Consider the following 16,957-nt stretch of genomic DNA (forward strand, 5'->3'; position numbering starts at 1 on the left):
GATCATGATCGAGCTGATTCGGATAATGGCGGCAATCGGCATCGCGCTGGTCGAATCAATCGTCGCCTGGTTCGAGACCAAGGCCGTGCTTGAGCGAGGGCAACTCTCAGGCCAGTCAGCACGGCCTGACTCGTCACCGGACAGCGGATCATAATTTCTGACATATCGAACTCGGCTGCAACTAAGCCTTGCTATATATTCATGACAGCGCGCAGTGTGAGGCTCAGAGATGAGAAAGAGCGACGTAATATGTTCCTGCTGCGGCGCCGGTTTTCGTCGCCTCGAATTATCATCACAGCCCGGGAAGAAAGGCGAGTATCGCTGCCCGGCTGACCTTGCCCCGCGGGTTTAATCCAGTTTGAAGTTCGTTCTGGCCCACGACAAGGACCAGAGCATGAAGCGCAGCCGCTTTTCGGAAGAGCAGATCATCGGGATCTTGAAGGAGCATGAGGCCGGCGTGTCGGTCGCCGATCTGTGCCGCAAGCATGGCGTCAGCGACGCCAGCATCTACAAATGGAAGGCCAAGTTCGGCGGGCTGGAGGTTTCGGAGGCCAAGCGGCTGAAGACGCTGGAGGATGAGAACACGCGGCTGAAACGGTTGCTGGCCGACGCCATGCTGGACAACGCAGCCTTGAAGGACCTCGTGGGAAAGAAATGGTGACGCCCGCGGCCAAGCGGAAAGCTGTCGCCCATCTCCGAGACGCCTTCGGGATGAGCGAACGGCGGGCGTGTAAAGCCATCGGCTGCTGTCGCATGACCATGAGATACCAGACGACCCGGGCGGACGATGCCGGTCTTCGCCAACGCATGAGGGCGATCGCCCACGAGCGCCGCCGCTTTGGCTATCGGCGCCTCCACGTTCGGCTCAAGCGGGAGGGCTATGTGATCAACCACAAGAAGCTGTTCCGGCTCTACCGGGAAGAGAAGCTTGCGGTGCGTCGCCGTGGCGGCCGCAGGCGGGCGATCGGGACCCGGGCGCCGATGACGGTGCCGATGGCGCCGAACGACCGCTGGTCGCTCGACTTCGTATCGGATCAGCTCACCGATGGTCGCCGTTTCCGTATCCTCACCGTGGTCGACGACTGCACCCGCGAGTGCCTGGCGCTGGTGGCCGACACCTCGCTCTCGGGCACCCGGGTGGCGCGGGAGCTGGACCGGCTGATGATTGAGCGCGGCAAGCCGAAGATGGTGGTCAGCGACAACGGCAGCGAGCTCACCGGCAACGCCATCCTGACATGGGCTGATCAGAGCCGCGTGGCATGGCACTACATCGCGCCGGGCAAGCCCATGCAGAATGCCTTCATTGAAAGCTTCAACGGCCGGCTGCGCGATGAACTGTTGAACGAGACGCTGTTCATGTCGTTGGCCCAGGCCCGTGTCGCGCTCGGATGCTGGCGGGTCGATTACAACGAGGCACGACCACACTCGCAGCTCGGATGGAAGACGCCGTCCGAGTTCGCCTTCACCTGCCACCTGCGGCGGGAGCTGGCGCTGCGCTATGCCGAGGGCTCCGCGCCAGCTCCCGCCGCTGCCACCGCCCAACCGGGCAAATCCAACAGCCGGGGCGAACTCAGGACTGGATAAAACTTGGGGGCAAGGTCATACAAGATCGACGTGTGGCGAAACAGCTTACCGAAAGACCGCTGGCGACCAGTAGGGATACACCTACTTTAGACCGTCATGGACTCAATCTTCGACCTATGCCACCCGCCCTCATGCCCGAGCCGAAGTCGGCGCTCCGTTGAACTCGGTCAGCTTCTGAATGTGCGCGATAGCGGCGCTGACCTCGTCGAACAGCATCTCGAGCATCATCCGCAGGCCTGCCGCACCTTCGCGCGGGGATTGGCACTCGCACGCTTCCAGCCGGACGCAGCATCGCCAATCCGAAGGATTGAGCTGCTGCCGGTTTGATGGACACCGAGATTAGGTGTTTCATGAAGCCGGAGGTGGCGATGAAAAGACGGAAGTTCAGCCGCGAGTTCAAGGTCGAGGCGGTCAAGCTGGTGCGGCAACGTGGGGTGTCGGTGGCGCAAGCTGGCCGTGACCTGGATGTTCATGAGAATGTTCTCCGCAAATGGGTGAAGGAGTTGGGCTCCGACCCGGCGCAAGCCTTTCCCGGCCACGGGCAGATGAAGCCGGAGCAGCAGGAGATCGAGCGGCTGCGCCGTGAGGTCGCCAAGCTGAAGGCCGAGCGGGATATCCTAAAAAACTGTCCAGCGCCGTGGCGTGCCTGCGCGGGGTAGAAACAGCCTTGTGCTATCGTCTGAGGCCGGGAGGGTAGCGGCCGTCAGCTTATTGGAGGCACTGTCCCCGTTAAAAAACGTGGTCCATGGGTGCATGCGGACTTGAGAGTGGTGACGGCGCTCCGGCGGCGATCCCGATTAGGAAGATGACAAATTGGCATAACCCAGACCCTCCTGCCCATGATTGGACGGAGGACCCGCAATGCTCAAGACGACAACTGCAGATCGCCCGGAATTGAAGCCAGTCAACGTCGGGGCGGCTGCCATCGACATCGGATCAAAGATGCACATGGCCGCCGTGAACCCGGCCTGCACCGATGTCCCAGTGCGCACGTTCAGCACGTTCACACAGGACCTGCATAGTCTGGCGGACTGGTTCAAGACATGCGGTGTGACCAGCGTCGCGATGGAATCCACTGGCGTCTATTGGATCCCGGTCTACGAGATTCTGGAGCAGCGCGGGTTCGAGGTCATTCTGGTCAACGCGCGGTATGCCAAGAATGTGCCCGGGCGCAAGACCGATGTCAGCGATGCTGCGTGGTTACGCCAGCTTCATTCCTATGGGCTGTTACGCGGCAGCTTCCGTCCCGATGCCGAGATTGCGACCCTGCGCGCTTATCTGCGCCAGCGGGAGCGGCTGGTTGAATATGCTGCCGCCCATATCCAGCACATGCAGAAGGCTCTGATGGAGATGAACCTGCAGCTCCATCATGTCGTCTCGGATATCACCGGAGCGACTGGTATGCGGATTATCCGAGCCATTGTTGCAGGCGAGCGCAATCCCGACGTTCTGGCAACCTATCGAGACGTGCGCTGCCATTCTTCAACGGAGACGATCCGCGCGGCGCTGATCGGCAACGACCGGGAGGAACATGTCTTCGCTCTGACCCAATCGCTGGAACTCTACGACATCTACCAGGCGAAGATGCTGGACTGCGACCGCAAGCTCGAAGTCTTGATCGCCGCGCTTAGCAACAGAGAAGCAAAGCCGGTCGGAAAGCTATCCCAGCCACGCGTAAAGACCAAGCAGGTCAACACACCCACCTTCGATGTCAGGACCGCGCTGTACGGTGTGCTCGGCGTTGATCTGACTGAGATCCATGGGCTGGGTCCGTCACTCGCATTGAAGCTCGTCGGCGAGTGCGGCAAGGATCTGAGGGCGTGGCCAACCGCCAAGCACTTCACCTCTTGGCTCTGCCTCGCACCCGGCAACAAAATCTCCGGTGGCAAGGTACTATCTTCACGCACGCGGAGATCCTCCAGCCGGGCAGCCGCACTACTGCGATTGGCAGCCACAACCGTGGGGCGGAGCGATACGGCGCTCGGAGCATTCTATCGCCGGCTGTCCTCACGCGCGGGCAAGTCGAAGGCGGTGACGGCGACCGCCCGCAAGATTGCAGTTTTATTCTACAACACACTCCGGCATGGCATGAGCTACAGGGATCCAGGTGCCGACCAATATGAGCGACAATATCGCAGCCGCGTCCTCGCTAACCTTCAGCGCCGGGCCAAATCGCTCGGCTTTGTCTTGCAGGCCATTCCGTGCAACGCCAATCAGGCTGTTTCTTAGGAAGGCCGCAGCCTACTTCGCGAAGGAAGCGACATGAAGTTCGCCTTCGTCGCGAAGCACCGGACGATCTGGCCGGTGGCATGGCTATGCGATGCGCTGGGAGTGTCGCGGTCGGGCTTCCATGCCTGGCTGAACCGCTCTCCCAGCGCCAGATCCCGCAGCGACGAGGAGCTCGGCGGCAAGGTCAAGGCCAGCTTCGCCGCCAGCGACCGCACCTATGGCGCACGCCGGGTGTGGCGTGACCTGCTCGCCGACGGGGCGGATTGCGGCCTGCACCGGATTGAGCGGCTGATGCGCCTGCAAGGCTTGCGGGCGCGGCCGCGACGTCGGCGCTTACCGAAGGACAGCGGCGATCGACAGCTCGAGACCGTACCGGCGAACCTCCTTGACCGGCAGTTCGCCGCCGAGCGGCCGAACCAGAAGTGGATCGCCGACTTCACCTATCTCTGGACGGCCGAAGGCTGGCTCTATGTCGCAGCGGTGATCGACCTGTTCTCACGCCGCGTGGTGGGCTGGTCGATGAGTGCCGCCATGACGGCACAGCTCGTGACGGACGCATTGTTGATGGCCGTCTGGCGGCGCGGCAAGCCGGATGCGCTGTTGCATCACTCCGACCAGGGCAGCCAGTACACCAGCGAGCAGTTCCAGCGCCTGATGGCCGACCACGGCATCGTTTGCAGCATGAGCCGCTCCGGCAACGTCTGGGACAACGCGGCGATGGAGAGCTTCTTCTCCTCGCTCAAGACCGAGCGTACGGCCAACAAGATTTATCAAACCAGAGATGAGGCACGCGCCGATGTGTTCGACTACATCGAACGATTTTACAACACGACCCGCAGGCACTCGACCATCGGCTATCTCAGCCCGGTTGAGTTCGAGCGCAAGGTGGGATTAGCTTAAGCGGGTGTCCATCAAACCGGCAGCAGCTCAGGATACCGAAAATCTCCAATTGCTCCACGCCATCTCTACTTTCGCCGCGCACCACAAGAACAAGGCGCTGGTCCGGCATCCTTTCGAAGAAACTCACGATGGCGAGACCGTCAAGTTTTATGCCGAAGAGGAGGACATTCTGATCATCTGCCGAAGCTTGGTGTCCCGATGATCATGCGTCGGATCCAAAATGCGCGTCGATCGCTGCTGCACTTAGAAGCGACGCCTTTGCGACCAAAGTGCCATTTGAAGCCGGTGTTCGACAGCTTCTTCCGCGTTTTCCGCGAAACCTGAATCCAGGTTTGAGCGGCTTGCCCGTCCGCAATCGCAGGAACCGCTCGAGGGCCACGCCCGGCGCGCACCGCAATCCTTAGAAGGCGGCTTGCTTGTCGCGTGCGGCCCGGCGAACCGACTGTACCAGGTCGGCGATGTCGCGACGGATCGGCCACATCGCATCGAACGAGTTCCTAATAAGATGGGACCTGCTCTTCATTGATCAGACTAGCAGGCTCGTAAAGAATGATTCGGTGACCTCACTGACTGACGGCTCCTTCTCGTTAGAAGTGGCGACGGTGACGAATTGGTTTTTGCAGTTCCAGCAGTGCCAAAGATCCTGGACTTCCTGCGCGTTGGCGCGTTCATACCATTCGAGATGGACTAACCCAGAACCACACCGAGGACACTGTGGTTTTGAGATCGATGTCATGTGGAACCTCCTTCGTTTCGCATTGTGCAGCGTGCCATTCCTGGTAGTTTCGGAAATGATCTGTATCAAGATTGCTCGTGAGAGATGAGCCGCGCGGTAATTGCCGCGTACTTAAAGATCGGCGACATCCGGGATCGAAAGCCTTCGCTTGTGCAGTCAAGTCGGCATTTGCCTTAGATCAAGAGTTTACGATTGCGGCTGGCTGTTCCCGCAGCTTCGCCTTCTCAAGCGTAACGAGATCACGGCAGCCCTCGCAGGCAAGTTGTGGTTCGTCGTGAGGCCCCGGCATAGCGTACTCATATCCATAGCCGGAAGCAGGACCGGGAGGATTGGAGCCGAAAAGCCCGTGGCCTTGCCCCGGATCGTCCTTAAGGACGCAGCGAGGACAGTACCGGTCGGCGGCCTTGCCGAGTTGGCATCCAAATTCTTTCCGAAGGGCGTCTCCCTGCCACGTCGTGCCATCGCGCCTGACGATCTTTCTGGCGCGCGCGAAAGCATGGCGTTCAGCCGCGTCGTCGCCAATACGGATCGTCTGGTCCAAGTGGAAAGGGCAAACCGCTATGGCATGGGTCGTTTCCAGCGCGTAGTGTACGGCTGAACCGAGATCATCCGCGTAATAGGTTCCGGACATGCGCGCCTCCTGCTCGGACGTAGCGGGCTCGGAGTACCTGTTGGTCCGAGCCCATAGCCTAAATAGCTTTAGACAGGCAGGTTGTTCGGCTACACCGCTTGTCTAGCGCGATACAGCAACCGTGTTTTTGATGTAGCGCAAAGAAGCTCCGCTCTTGGTCAGAGAAGTGCCAGCTGCGTATGCCGCCCGGGTGTTGCCGTTGCGGCAAGCGTGCCCCCGGCGTGTAGAGGATGCCCATTCACCCGGACCCACAGCAGCAGGATTAGGGACAGATTCGCGTGGCCGAAAGCATCGCGGATAAGTTTCACGCATCTATGATCGGCGTTTCAGCGTCCGCCATCGATCCTCCCTTTGTCGCCGAGGGGTGATCATCGATCAGACTACTGAAGAGGATATCAGTAAGCGCGGCCTTCTACGCACCGTTTTATGTTGAGAGAGCTGATGCATGAGGTGTCCACCAAATGTGAGGTGGACACTACGTGATGGAAGAAGGACAGAAGCTGCGGGTGACGGTTGTGCACCCGAGCGGACGACGAACATTTGATCCGGTAGCTAAGGAGCATCTTATCGCCGCCTGCCTTGAGCTGGGCGCTTCGGTTGCCAAGCTGGCGCTCGAACATGGGGTCAATGCGAACCTTGTGTGGAAGTGGATACGCCAGCACCGGTTCGCAAAGAAGGAAACGGTGGCGATCGCGCCGCCTTCGACGCCGGCGTTTATTCCGGTTCAGATCGAAGGCACCCCGGATCGGGCTATGTCGAGGCAGGACAGTGCTGCTGTGCAGGACCTGCGACCCAATGATCCTGGGGTGCAGCTCTCGGAACTTGAGCGGACAAGCCCTCTTTCCTCTCCGGCCAAGGTGAACGCATCACTGCCGAATGGACTGCAGCTGACGCTGGAATGCGGTGATGTACGAGCGGTGACGGCGATAGTCGGAGCGTTGTGCGATGTTCAGACTGGCCGCGGACGTTCAGGTCTACCTGCACCGCGAGCCGATCGACTTCCGGGCCGGCATCAACAGCCTCGCGGTGCTGGTTCAGGAGACGATGGCACTCGATCCATTTGCCTCTGCTGTGTTTGCTTTCTGCAACCGTCGTCGCGACCGGATGAAGCTCCTGTTCTTCGATCGGTCAGGGTTTGTGATGGTGTTGAAGCGGTTGACCGAGGATAAGTTCCGTTGGCCTCGGCGCCAGGAAACGGTGGTACGACTTACGAGCGAACAATTGCATTGGATCCTCGACGGGATCGACATCGATGCGATGGTCCGCCATCCGGTGCGACAATATCGGGTTGCTGGCTGACAGATTGCCGGTCTACGGCTTGCAAATATCCCGGGCGGCTGAACTATCTTGACGCCACGGCATGCTTCCGATTCAAGAATCCGATGAATCGAACGGGCGAACCGAGCGTCACAGAGCTGATGGCGCAAATAACCGCGCTGCAAGTGGAGAACCGCCAGCTCACCGAGTGCGTCTCCAGACTTGAGGAGGAACTGGCGCTGGCGCGACTGCATCGCTATGCGGCGCGCAGTGAAAAGCACATTGATCGCGTCTTTAACGAGGCCGAAGAGGCTGCGGTTGGCGATAAAATCTTTGACGAAATCGATGCTGCCGTCGATCTGCCCGATACCGGATTGTCGCCTACTGGAAAGTCGGTGGGGAAGAAGCGAGGGCGCAAGCCGTTACCTTCGAGCCTGCCACGGGAACGCGTCGAATATGACATCCCCGACGATCAGAAGGTCTGCCCATGCTGCACCGGCCGGATGCATCGGATGGGGGAGAGCCTTACCGAGCAGACCCATATCGAGGCGAAGGCCAAGGTCGTGCAGAACGTACGGTTCAAATACGCATGCCGAAACTGCGAACGCACCGGGATCAACACGCCGATTGTCATCGCGCCGATGCCGGTGCAGCCCTTGCCGGGCAGCATCGCCACGCCTTCGACGTTGGCCTTCGTACTCGCTCACAAATACGTCGACGGCACACCGCTCTACCGTCTGGCACAAGCCGTCGAGCGCGCCGGCGCCACGATCACCCGCGGCGCTCTGGGGCATTGGGTGATCGGTGCGAGTGAGCGACATCTGCTCCGCATCTACGATGTACTGAAACTGCGGCTCGGGTGCCAGGCCCTCATCCACGGCGACGAAACAACGGTTCAGGTATTGAAGGAAAAGGACAAGGAAGCCTCCAGCACCTCGTACATGTGAGCCTATCGCAGCGGCGAGGACAGTGAGCAGCCGATTGTGCTGTTCGATTATCAGCCTGTTCGTGGGCAGGAACACCCGCAGACCTTCCTTGGCGACTACCGCGGCATCTTGATGAGTGATGGTTACTCGGCCTGGCGCACGTTGAAAGGCGCCACGCATATCGGATGCGTGGCCCACGCCAGGCGGCGCTTTGTCGACGCCCTCAAGGCGAGGAAGAAACCCGGCGGGCCGCCGGCGCAAGCCCTCAAGTTCTTCGACCAACTCTACCGGATTGAAAGACAGGTGCGCGACGAAAAACCGGATGACGGCGAAACGCGGGCCAATTACAGGCGCCGCTTCCGCCAGCAACACAGCATTCCTGTCCTGAACGCTCTCAAGGCATGGCTCGAAGCAATCGCCCCAAAGGTCGTGCCCGACACCAAGCTCGGCGAGGCTGTCTCCTATACGCTCAATCAGTGGGAATATCTGACGTGCTACACCGAGGACGGCGAGATGCCGATCGATAACAACCTTCTTGAGCGCGACATCAGAATCTTCGCCTGTGGCAGGAACAATTGGCTCTTCAGCGATACCGTTGATGGAGCCAGGGCCAGTGCCGTTGTCTATAGCCTGGTGCTGACCTGTCGCGCCTGTAGCGTTGAGCCCTTCGCATGGTTGCGACATGTCCTCACCGAATTGCCCCAGCGCCGCGACGACGACGATATTGAAGATCTACTCCCTCTCAACTTCCCCAAAAGCCGCAGCGCCGAAAACCCGGCCTGATATAACATAATCTCTCGTCCAGCAGCGAATCCACTGGCTCTCGTAGGGGCCGACTGATTCTATGCGAGATTCAATGTGACGAGAAAGTCGCGCTTACGGATATCAAGCGGATGCGCGCCGATCTTGCGGCGAAGAGCGAATGGTTGAGGAAGGTGCGGGCGGGAGCGCGATAAGGTGGAGTGGCAGCGTGCGCTGGAATCCCCGACCGCGTTCCTGGCGGAGCAGGCCAGGGCGGCAGATCTCGTTGTTTTCAAACGCAGGAAAATTCAGTCCGATTACTTTCACTACCTCGATTCGGATGAGGCCATTCTGCGGATGGATCCCACGCTGTCAGTGCCGGAAGGTGTGACCAAGTTATCGGCCGACCGCGTCGTCGTCGGTTGGAAAGATACCCGCGAGGCACGTCGGGCGGTTCGAGACGCGTTGCCCTTCCTGATCCGGGCTTCGAAGGTGACGATCGCCGAAATCTGCGCGTCGGATGAGCAAGATGTAGCCGCGCGCGCGATGTCGCGGGCTACCTTGAACGGCACTGGTCAATTGCCAGTTCGAGGTTCGCGTCCACACCGCGGAGCCAGACGCAGAGTACCTCATCAGGCTGGCGAGGACCGAAGGCGCCGATCTTATCGTTACGGGTGGCTATGCGCACAGTCAACTGGGTGAATGGATGTTCGGTGGCATGACGCGCGGCTTGCTGCAGCAACTCCAATCTGCCTGCTGATGTCGCACTAATCGCTTAAGTCGGGAGCCGCGGCAGCGGCGCTCTCGCCACCCTCCGACACTGATTGATCACCACAGTCAGCGCAATTCCCCGTTGAGTAGTTGTAGCGTATCGGCCTGACGGGCCTTCAGGCAGGCGCGCGCGCAACCCAATGATCACCATCCTTGACATAGGATCGCTTGACCGCCGACCACGCGGTCCGGTACGCGATTTCTTCCTGCCTGCGGTCGCCCGCATGCGCGGCAAATCCGTGATTGAGGGCCTCGCGATAGATTTCCTGGGCGTGGGGTGGCAGATGATTTTGGATCGGGAGCGGAAGGTATCATTCGAGCGATAAGGAATGTTGATCTCCGTCAATCCACCTGCGCCCACTCCTCGTCCTCGGGCGAGCGCTCAGACACGAGCCATATACGGAACCGAACCGCCGCAGGTGATTATGGACCTTGACTACGCCCTTGACTTTCTCTGCGGCAACGATGGCGGCCGTCCGACAAGGTTCTTCGAAATTGTGCCGCTGAGATGAACGATTCCATCCTTGACGATCACGTTCAGTCCGGACGGGCACCAGTCCTTGTTCTCGATCTCCTCGACGACTTGTGCGCGAATACGTTCATCGTCAGTGGTAGGGTCGGCCACCCGGCCGGCCAGGCTTGCCGCCGCCTGCATCAGGTCTGACCGGGTCACAATTCCAGCGAGCTTCCCGTCTTGCACGACCGGAACGCGCTTGATGTTGTTTCTCTCCATGATCTCGACGACCTCGGCCAAGGTGACCTGTTCGTCCACCGTGATCGGAGCGGCGGTCATGATCTCGGCCACCTTGCAACCGCGCTCGTGAACGTAGTTTTCGGCGGCTTCGCCTGCGCCAAGGATCAATTCGAGCCAGCGGGCGCGCTTGCGTTGCGTGCCGATTTCACTTCTCCGCAGAAAATCGCTCTCGGACAGGATGCCAACCAGCGCGTGCCGCCCGTCGACAACCGGCAACCCGCTGATGTGATGCCGGACCATGAGGCTTGCGGCTTCCCTCATATCGGCTTCGGGAGCGATCGAAATGACGTTCCGGGCCATGATCTGATGAACTCGCACAGAAACCTCCCGTAGCTGATCTCTGAACTGATAAGCGTTGCAGGGCGACTGGTGCTTGATCCGCGTCAATCCGCCAGGCCGGTCGGCAGGTGATGCTTGCCGCGCCAGGTCGGCAACCGTGGAGCTGATTGCCGCTCGCCGCCGGCCCGGAAGCATCGAGCCGGCACAGTCTCAAGGTTGACGTGCATCAAGGCGGGCGCGCTGTGCCCATCCTAGACTAGAATCGCTAAATGGAGATAGCGCATGTTCGCAAAGGATGTGATGCGCGCCTCGTTCGCGACAATCGAGCCGGGCGCGGCGTTGCTTGATGCTGTTCGGCTGCTGCTGGAAACGGGTCAACGAGGCTTGCCCGTGCTCGACGGCTCCGGATCTCTAGTCGGCGTGATTTCGGAAGGCGATTTTCTCCATCGCAGGGAACTCGGCGTGCATTGCCCCGAAGGGTTCTGGCTCGAATGGCTTCTCAGCAAGGAGGAGGGAAGGCTCGTACGCGAGCGGACCCGGGCTCTCCGTGTTGATGCTGTCATGAGCCGCAAGCCCGTTTTCGTCGACGAGCATGCAACGGTAGACGAGATCGTCGCGGAAATGGACAATCATCAGATCTCGCAGGTGCTGGTACTTCGCGACACGCGGGTCGTTGGCATTGTGGGCCGTGCGCAGTTGCTCCTGGCGCTCGAGCAAAGCCTCAGCAGATCGACGACGGATTGAGCTGCGCCCCACCGGGTGGCAACGCGCGGTTGATCCGGATCAACTCCAGCGCATGCTGGCGGATGTTAGATGCGGTTCACAGGCAAGGAGGCTACCATGATGACCCGGAACGTCGGACGCGTTGATCAGTATGCCCGAATCATCATCGGTTTGGCTCTGACCGCTTATACCGTGAAGGATGGCTCGCTCGGGATAGGCTGGCTGGTTGCCGGGACCCTCGGCTTCATCCTGATCGCGACCGCATTCTTATCGTATTGTCCGCTCTACACGTTGCTGGGAGTGAACACCCGGCAGAATCCCAGCTCGGTCTAGAGATCTGGCAACGTTGATGAGCATAGATTTTACTCTTGCCGAGCTGCGATCACGGCTCGATCGCCTCGACCCCGGCGCTGTTTTGAGAATCTCCGAGCACGATTATGAGCGGCTGTTTGGAATCAACGAGGTCGCTGCCGCCAAGGTCGCGCAGTTTGCCGGGACGAATCGTTGCGTGAGCATCCCGGGCGCAGATGCGGTGTACTTCCGCAGATGGAGCACTGACGAGTACGAAACGAACGAATCGACCGAGTTGGCGTAGCGCGACGCTGCAGTATTCCGCTGAATCGAAGTTCGCGCACCCTCAGTCGAGGGTGATGATGGTCAGAAGCAACCGGAATATCTCCCAGCCCGCGGCGGTCAGCAATGCTCCAACGATCAACAGCCGGCCGTACCATGAGACGGTCGGGCCGCCTCGACGATGCCGACGCCGCGCGGAGTCTTCGAACGTCGGCATCGAAGCGCCCGCCGTAGCGACGCGATCACTGCTGTCAACCGCCTCTTCAAACCTCTGCCGGTTCTGCTGCCGTGGTCGATCCATTTGCCGTCCAGCCCTGCACCAAATGACATGAAGGATCGCAAATGCGGATCAACTGTGGTCCGGCGTGCCACCAAGACTACCGCACGCCGGCACGCCAGATTGTCGTCATCCATTCAGGGCGGCATCGCCGGCAGGATGTTGTCGTCCCCATGCGGCGCGATTTGGCTCGCGCCGAGCGACCGCAGGAAGCGCAAAATGCTTTCCGGCCTCAGCGGCGGCGAGGTAGCCGAGCGTTATCAGAATAATAGCGCCCAGAAGCACAGGCGGCAGGCCCGCGAACCCGAATAAGGATCGGACGGGCCCCAGCGCCAGGAAGGCGGCGGCGGCAAGGGCGCCCAGCGAGCCCAGGACCAGCACGCGATGCGGCCGGTTGGCCCACCATGGCGGTCGCCGTGAGCGGATCAGGAAGATGACCAGGATCTGGGTGGCGATGGATTCCAGGAACCAGCCGGTTTGGAAGGCCGCCGCGTCAGCGTGGAAGACCTTCAGAAGAATGATGAACGTCGCGGCGTCGAACAGCGATGAAATCGAACCCATGACAACCGTGAATCGCAAGATATCGGCCATACTCCACGATTGCGGTCTCTCGGCATCCTCCTCGTCGATCTCGTCGAAGGGAATGCCGATCTCGGAGAGATCGTAGAGCAGGTTGTTCAGCAGGATCTGCAGCGGCAAGAGCGGCAGGAACGGGAGGACGATGGACGCCAGCGCCATCGAGAGCATGTTGCCGAAATTCGAACTGGTCCCCATGCGGACATATTTCAGGATGTTCGCGAAGGTTCGCCGTCCCTCGATCACGCCGGCGCCCAGCACCGAGAGATCCGGAGCCAGCAGGATTATGTCCGCCGCGGCGCGTGCCACTTCGGTCGCGCCGGCCACGGAAATCCCGACATGGGCCGTGTGAATTGCCGGAGCGTCGTTGATGCCGTCGCCCATAAACCCGACAACGTGACCACTCTGGCGCAAGGCCCGGATGATCCGCCTCTTCTGCTCCGGATCGACCCTGGCGAACAGGTCGACATCCTCGATCTGCGCGGCGAGCGCCCGATCGCTCAAATCGGCGATCTCGTTGCCGGTCAGGATGCGGCGTGAGGGTAATCCGACGGCATCCGCGACGTGAGCGACCACCGCCGCGTGGTCACCGGAGAGCACCTTGAAGCGGACGCCGCGTGCCATGAGTTCCCGGACCGCTTCAGCTGCGTCGCGCTTGGGTGGGTCGGCGAAGGCGCAGAAGCCGACCAGCGTAAGGACACCCTCGTCCTCCGTCGTAACGTCCGCTTGATCCGGAGCCATAGTCCGAATGGCGACGCCTAGCCCGATCTATTCACGAGAGCACGGTCGTTCTTGACGTCTGACGGGGGCTGGCGGCTGGCGTGGGTGACCGTCCGGCCTTTTGTCACCGGGTTCTACATCAAGCTGTTTTGTACGCGTTGGAGGAGTGGGGCGGGTGAGCGGGCGCAGGCCCGGTCGGTTACGGGCCGAGCGGGAGCAGCGCGCCGGGCAAGCTGCGGAAGAGGTCGGCTTCGGGGCATGCCGCGGCGAACGCAAGGCGAATGCGGCTCGCGGTTTCGACGACCCGGGCTGCGATTTTCAAGAGACGAAGACGCAGCGTCGCGAACTCGGCAGTGGCCAATTCCCGGACTTTGGGAATGGCGCCGCGCACGGTCAGCATCAACCAATAAGCGGCGGTGTGGAGAACGAGACGGACCTGGTTGGCGAGCGCCGAACGGCAACTGGTGCGATCGGAGGCGAGCTGCGTCTTATGCAGCTTGATCAGATTCTCGGCTTGGCCGCGCGCGCAATACAGGCTGTCGTAGATCCACTCGGCCGAGCCGACATCGAGGCTGGTGACGACGAAGCGGATGTCGAGGCCGAGCATCGTCGCCTCAATACGGGCGACGGTGCGCCGTTCGCGATCCCAGGACTTTGCCTTGTGGCGCGTCTCGGTATAGCCGCGCAGAACAGCTAGGTTCTCGATGGCGCGTCGGGTGCGGATATCGTCGGCGACCTCGTCGACTTTTCTGGCGAGCGGCTTGGTGCCGGACAGACCGAAGATGTAGTCGATGCCGTTGGTCTCGCACCACGCCATTGCCTCCGGCCGGGCATAGTGCCCGTCGCCACGGAACGTAATTCGCGTGTTGTGCCACCGCGTCCGGATATGCCGTATCAGGCGGCGCAGATGGGCACGCACCTCGACCCCGCCCGGCGTCTTGCCGGGCCGCAGCACGACCGCCACGGGCCGGCTCTTCTCCGTGTCGTAGACGTGGATCGGCAGGAAGCAGCGTTCGTCATAATGAGCGTTGAACAGCGAGAGCTGCTGATGGCCGTGGACGACATCGCAGGTATCATCGATGTCGAGCGTGACGGATGCCGGCTCGCGCGGGTAGCTATCCATCCATGCGTCGACCAAAGTGTAGGTCAGTCGGATCACGTCGCGCAGGCGCGGAGCATTCTCCAGCCGCGACAGCGTCGGTTGGGAACACAGATCGCGACCCGTGTCCGGCAGCCGTCCGCAGGCCAGCTTGAATGCGGGATCGGACCGCAGATGATCGAGGTCGTCGGCGTCCTCGTAGCCGCAGCAGATCGCGAACATGCGCGCGCGGAACATATCGACAAGGCTGTGCACGACCCGCGTCGGATCGCGCCGATCCGGGAACACCCGGGCCAAATTGTCGGCCAAGCCGAGACGCCGCTCGGCCATCGCCAGAAGCATCACGCCCCCGTTCGAGGTCAGCCGACCGCCATCGAAGGCAGCTGTGACTTTCTTGGCGTGAACGGCTGGAAACGAGAAGGGCAGAATCGTATCATCGGTCATGGCGGGCCTGGCGTTCGCGGTTGAGGTGATGGGGTTGGCTTTGCAACCGAATCCTACGCCGCATCAGCGCTTTACACCACGCTCGCCAGCCTCTCAGGCGCCCTCTCGCGAATAAGACGGGCTAGTAGCCGAAAGCCCTGCCGGGCATGGTCATCTTGCTCGGCGCGATGGCTGTCATCCAGCGGTCGCGCCAAGCCGTCGACCTCGACCGCGACCGCACGAGCCATGACGGCTTCCGGTGCGCCCTTGACGATCAGAAATCGGTCATTGCCGCGTGCCGCGAGGACCGAGAGGCAGCGGCGCTCGAAGTCGAAGGGGATTTCAGCGAGCCGGGTCCAGGCGCTGCTTCCCGACGGGATATCCACGGCGAGCAGGGCCTCATCCAGCGGGCTGCGGATGCCGGTCTGGAACGCGCTGTTCAATCGTGCCAGTTCGAGCACCCGCTCGCTACAGCGCCCCGCGGGATCGATATCCGCCGCAAGCGCTATTTTCGCTTCCGTCAGCGTGCCGGTCTTGTCGACGCACAACGTGTCCATCGCGCCAAGATCGTGGATCGCGGAGAGCCTTTTGACGATCACCTGTCTCTTGGCCATCCGCTGCGCTCCGCGCGCCAGCGTCACTGTCATCACCAGCGGCAACAGCTCAGGTGTCAGGCCGACGGCCAGCGCGACGGCGAACAGGAACGATTCCATGGCCGCCCGATGCGCCACGAGATGGGCGAGCAGCACGAACAGCGTGAGGAAAATCGTCAGTCTCAGAATGAGCATACCGAGCTTCTGCACGCCCTGCTCGAGCGCACTTGGCGGATCGTTCGCCAAAAGCGCGGCGCTGATCATGCCGAAGCGTGTACGGCGCCCGGTCTCGACGACAAGCATGGTTCCGCTGCCGCCGACGACGCTGGTGCCGGCGAACAGGGCATTGCTAGCTTCCGCGGGCAGACTGGTGATACAGGGATCGGTCGTCTTGGCGGCCAGAAACGGTTCGCCTGTCATAAGGGCTTCGTTCAGTTGGAGATCGCGGGCCTCAAGCGCGACCCCGTCGGCCGGCACGAGGTCGCCCGTCCGGAGCTGCACGACGTCTCCGGGGACGAGCTCACTCACCCGCAGCGCAACGCTCGCGCCATCGCGAATGACATCAGCCTGGATCGCAACCGATCGTCGCAAGGCATCGACAGCGACTTCCGCGCGATGCTCCTGCACAATATCCAGCGTCAGCGACAGGCCCACCACGAGGACGATGATCGCAACGCTTCCCAGGTCGCCGCTGAATCCTGACACTGCTGCCGCCACGATCAGGATGGCAATCAGCGGATTGATCAGACGGTGCACGACCTTCTGCAGCATCGATCGCGTCTGGGAAGGCTCGGCGAGGTTCGGACCGATTTGCGCCAGCCGTCTTTCGGCCTCCTGTTGGCGCAGGCCGCGCCGTGGTGCATCGAGAGTACGCAACAGCGAACTGGTTGGCTCCCGCCAGAACGCCTCAACGGCTGGCCCATACGTTGACAGCTTGAGCGGCATGAGAGTCTCGCGATGCTGGAAAGGATTTGCGGTAAGTCATAGCGCGGCCGCATGGGCTCGAGGTTGATGTGGCTCAAGCCGTCCGGACCGCGTATGCCTTATTCCGACGTAGCTAATCCCTTGGTCAGGCTCGCAAACCCGCTTCAAGGGGCGGCCACGCCAGGATCGGACAGCGCCCGTCACTTGTTAACCTGCGTACGCACAGCTAGGATGACGGACC

General features: G+C 61.2%; 14 protein-coding genes and 6 pseudogenes. 13 read left to right on the forward strand and 7 right to left on the reverse strand.

Annotation, left to right across the window (positions count from 1 at the left end):
* Positions 1-4 precede the first annotated feature (4 nt).
* The 6 genes and pseudogenes from HAP48_RS27220 (at position 5) to HAP48_RS27245 (ending at position 4,915) form a co-directional block, all read left to right on the forward strand.
* Positions 5-154, forward strand: coding sequence for a hypothetical protein (locus HAP48_RS27220; protein WP_156929111.1), 150 nt, complete (start codon positions 5-7; stop codon positions 152-154).
* Between the two features lie 240 nt (positions 155-394).
* A protein-coding gene (locus HAP48_RS27225) for an IS3 family transposase (RefSeq protein WP_166215951.1) occupies positions 395-1,584 on the forward strand; the annotation gives its coding sequence in 2 pieces (ribosomal slippage) (positions 395-644 and positions 644-1,584; 1,191 coding nt in all).
* 368 nt (positions 1,585-1,952) lie between these two features.
* Positions 1,953-2,207: pseudogene (locus HAP48_RS27230) on the forward strand (transposase); the annotation flags it as partial.
* A 238-nt stretch (positions 2,208-2,445) separates the two neighbouring features.
* Positions 2,446-3,813: an IS110 family RNA-guided transposase gene (locus HAP48_RS27235; RefSeq protein ID WP_166204212.1), complete on the forward strand. Its 1,368-nt coding sequence runs from the start codon at positions 2,446-2,448 to the stop codon at positions 3,811-3,813.
* Positions 3,814-4,713: pseudogene (locus HAP48_RS27240) on the forward strand (IS3 family transposase); the annotation flags it as partial.
* A gap of 4 nt (positions 4,714-4,717) precedes the next feature.
* On the forward strand, positions 4,718-4,915 hold the full coding sequence (locus HAP48_RS27245) for a hypothetical protein (protein ID WP_166208661.1): 198 nt from the start codon (positions 4,718-4,720) through the stop codon (positions 4,913-4,915).
* A gap of 712 nt (positions 4,916-5,627) precedes the next feature.
* On the opposite strand, the gene HAP48_RS27250 is transcribed toward HAP48_RS27245, so the two are convergent.
* The gene (locus tag HAP48_RS27250; RefSeq protein WP_175612290.1) at positions 5,628-6,080 is read right to left on the reverse strand and encodes a hypothetical protein; all 453 of its coding nucleotides are present in this window, start codon (positions 6,078-6,080) and stop codon (positions 5,628-5,630) included.
* A 482-nt stretch (positions 6,081-6,562) separates the two neighbouring features.
* Here HAP48_RS27250 and tnpA point away from each other — a divergent pair.
* From tnpA to HAP48_RS50950, 4 genes and pseudogenes are all read left to right on the forward strand, one after another.
* Positions 6,563-6,961, forward strand: a pseudogene (tnpA, locus tag HAP48_RS50945) (IS66-like element accessory protein TnpA); the annotation flags it as partial.
* Positions 6,962-7,025: 64 nt separating this feature from the next.
* Positions 7,026-7,379 (forward strand): IS66 family insertion sequence element accessory protein TnpB, encoded by a 354-nt coding sequence (gene tnpB / locus HAP48_RS27260; RefSeq protein ID WP_165128211.1) that lies wholly within the window; start codon positions 7,026-7,028, stop codon positions 7,377-7,379.
* A gap of 83 nt (positions 7,380-7,462) precedes the next feature.
* A pseudogene (gene tnpC, locus HAP48_RS27265) lies at positions 7,463-9,046 on the forward strand (IS66 family transposase).
* A 321-nt stretch (positions 9,047-9,367) separates the two neighbouring features.
* A pseudogene (locus HAP48_RS50950) lies at positions 9,368-9,775 on the forward strand (universal stress protein); the annotation flags it as partial.
* A 116-nt stretch (positions 9,776-9,891) separates the two neighbouring features.
* Here HAP48_RS50950 and HAP48_RS27270 read toward each other — a convergent pair.
* Together HAP48_RS27270 and HAP48_RS27275 are read right to left on the reverse strand one after the other, a co-directional pair.
* A complete protein-coding gene (locus tag HAP48_RS27270; protein WP_165129329.1) occupies positions 9,892-10,071 on the reverse strand; it encodes a ChaB family protein in 180 nt (59 codons plus the stop codon).
* A 46-nt stretch (positions 10,072-10,117) separates the two neighbouring features.
* A pseudogene (locus HAP48_RS27275) lies at positions 10,118-10,847 on the reverse strand (CBS domain-containing protein).
* 243 nt (positions 10,848-11,090) lie between these two features.
* Between HAP48_RS27275 and HAP48_RS27280 the strand changes: the two are divergent.
* The 3 genes from HAP48_RS27280 to HAP48_RS27290 all read left to right on the forward strand — a co-directional run bounded on the left by HAP48_RS27280 (position 11,091) and on the right by HAP48_RS27290 (position 12,126).
* Positions 11,091-11,552, forward strand: a complete 462-nt coding sequence (locus HAP48_RS27280) for a CBS domain-containing protein (protein ID WP_165128213.1) — start codon at positions 11,091-11,093, stop codon at positions 11,550-11,552.
* A gap of 96 nt (positions 11,553-11,648) precedes the next feature.
* Positions 11,649-11,864 (forward strand): YgaP family membrane protein, encoded by a 216-nt coding sequence (locus HAP48_RS27285; protein ID WP_224496626.1) that lies wholly within the window; start codon positions 11,649-11,651, stop codon positions 11,862-11,864.
* Positions 11,865-11,880: 16 nt separating this feature from the next.
* Positions 11,881-12,126 (forward strand): hypothetical protein, encoded by a 246-nt coding sequence (locus tag HAP48_RS27290; RefSeq protein WP_029084194.1) that lies wholly within the window; start codon positions 11,881-11,883, stop codon positions 12,124-12,126.
* Positions 12,127-12,168: 42 nt separating this feature from the next.
* Here HAP48_RS27290 and HAP48_RS27295 read toward each other — a convergent pair whose 3' ends face one another.
* The 4 genes from HAP48_RS27295 to HAP48_RS27310 all read right to left on the reverse strand — a co-directional run bounded on the left by HAP48_RS27295 (position 12,169) and on the right by HAP48_RS27310 (position 16,737).
* Complete coding sequence (locus HAP48_RS27295) at positions 12,169-12,321, reverse strand: hypothetical protein (RefSeq protein WP_166208658.1); 153 nt, start codon at positions 12,319-12,321, stop codon at positions 12,169-12,171.
* Positions 12,322-12,510: 189 nt separating this feature from the next.
* Positions 12,511-13,698, reverse strand: coding sequence for an HAD-IC family P-type ATPase (locus HAP48_RS27300; RefSeq protein ID WP_224496627.1), 1,188 nt, complete (start codon positions 13,696-13,698; stop codon positions 12,511-12,513).
* A 178-nt stretch (positions 13,699-13,876) separates the two neighbouring features.
* A complete protein-coding gene (locus tag HAP48_RS27305; protein WP_166205074.1) occupies positions 13,877-15,220 on the reverse strand; it encodes an IS1380 family transposase in 1,344 nt (447 codons plus the stop codon).
* Between the two features lie 71 nt (positions 15,221-15,291).
* Entirely contained in the window at positions 15,292-16,737 is a 1,446-nt protein-coding gene (locus HAP48_RS27310; RefSeq protein ID WP_224496628.1) for a cation-translocating P-type ATPase, read from the reverse strand.
* Positions 16,738-16,957 lie beyond the last annotated feature (220 nt).

The organism is Bradyrhizobium septentrionale, assembly GCF_011516645.4.
Lineage (GTDB): Bacteria > Pseudomonadota > Alphaproteobacteria > Rhizobiales > Xanthobacteraceae > Bradyrhizobium > Bradyrhizobium septentrionale.

What these genes read in the sequence shown, in the direction of transcription:
- HAP48_RS27220 (WP_156929111.1), top strand. Translation starts at nt 5, where the DNA reads ATGATCGAGCTGATTCGGATAATGGCGGCAATCGGCATCGCGCTGGTC.
- HAP48_RS27235 (WP_166204212.1), top strand. Translation starts at nt 2,446, where the DNA reads ATGCTCAAGACGACAACTGCAGATCGCCCGGAATTGAAGCCAGTCAAC.
- HAP48_RS27250 (WP_175612290.1), bottom strand. Translation starts at nt 6,080, where the DNA reads ATGTCCGGAACCTATTACGCGGATGATCTCGGTTCAGCCGTACACTAC.
- tnpB (WP_165128211.1), top strand. Translation starts at nt 7,026, where the DNA reads ATGTTCAGACTGGCCGCGGACGTTCAGGTCTACCTGCACCGCGAGCCG.
- HAP48_RS27280 (WP_165128213.1), top strand. Translation starts at nt 11,091, where the DNA reads ATGTTCGCAAAGGATGTGATGCGCGCCTCGTTCGCGACAATCGAGCCG.
- HAP48_RS27285 (WP_224496626.1), top strand. Translation starts at nt 11,649, where the DNA reads ATGATGACCCGGAACGTCGGACGCGTTGATCAGTATGCCCGAATCATC.
- HAP48_RS27290 (WP_029084194.1), top strand. Translation starts at nt 11,881, where the DNA reads ATGAGCATAGATTTTACTCTTGCCGAGCTGCGATCACGGCTCGATCGC.
- HAP48_RS27295 (WP_166208658.1), bottom strand. Translation starts at nt 12,321, where the DNA reads ATGCCGACGTTCGAAGACTCCGCGCGGCGTCGGCATCGTCGAGGCGGC.
- HAP48_RS27300 (WP_224496627.1), bottom strand. Translation starts at nt 13,698, where the DNA reads ATGGCTCCGGATCAAGCGGACGTTACGACGGAGGACGAGGGTGTCCTT.
- HAP48_RS27305 (WP_166205074.1), bottom strand. Translation starts at nt 15,220, where the DNA reads ATGACCGATGATACGATTCTGCCCTTCTCGTTTCCAGCCGTTCACGCC.
- HAP48_RS27310 (WP_224496628.1), bottom strand. Translation starts at nt 16,737, where the DNA reads ATGCCGCTCAAGCTGTCAACGTATGGGCCAGCCGTTGAGGCGTTCTGG.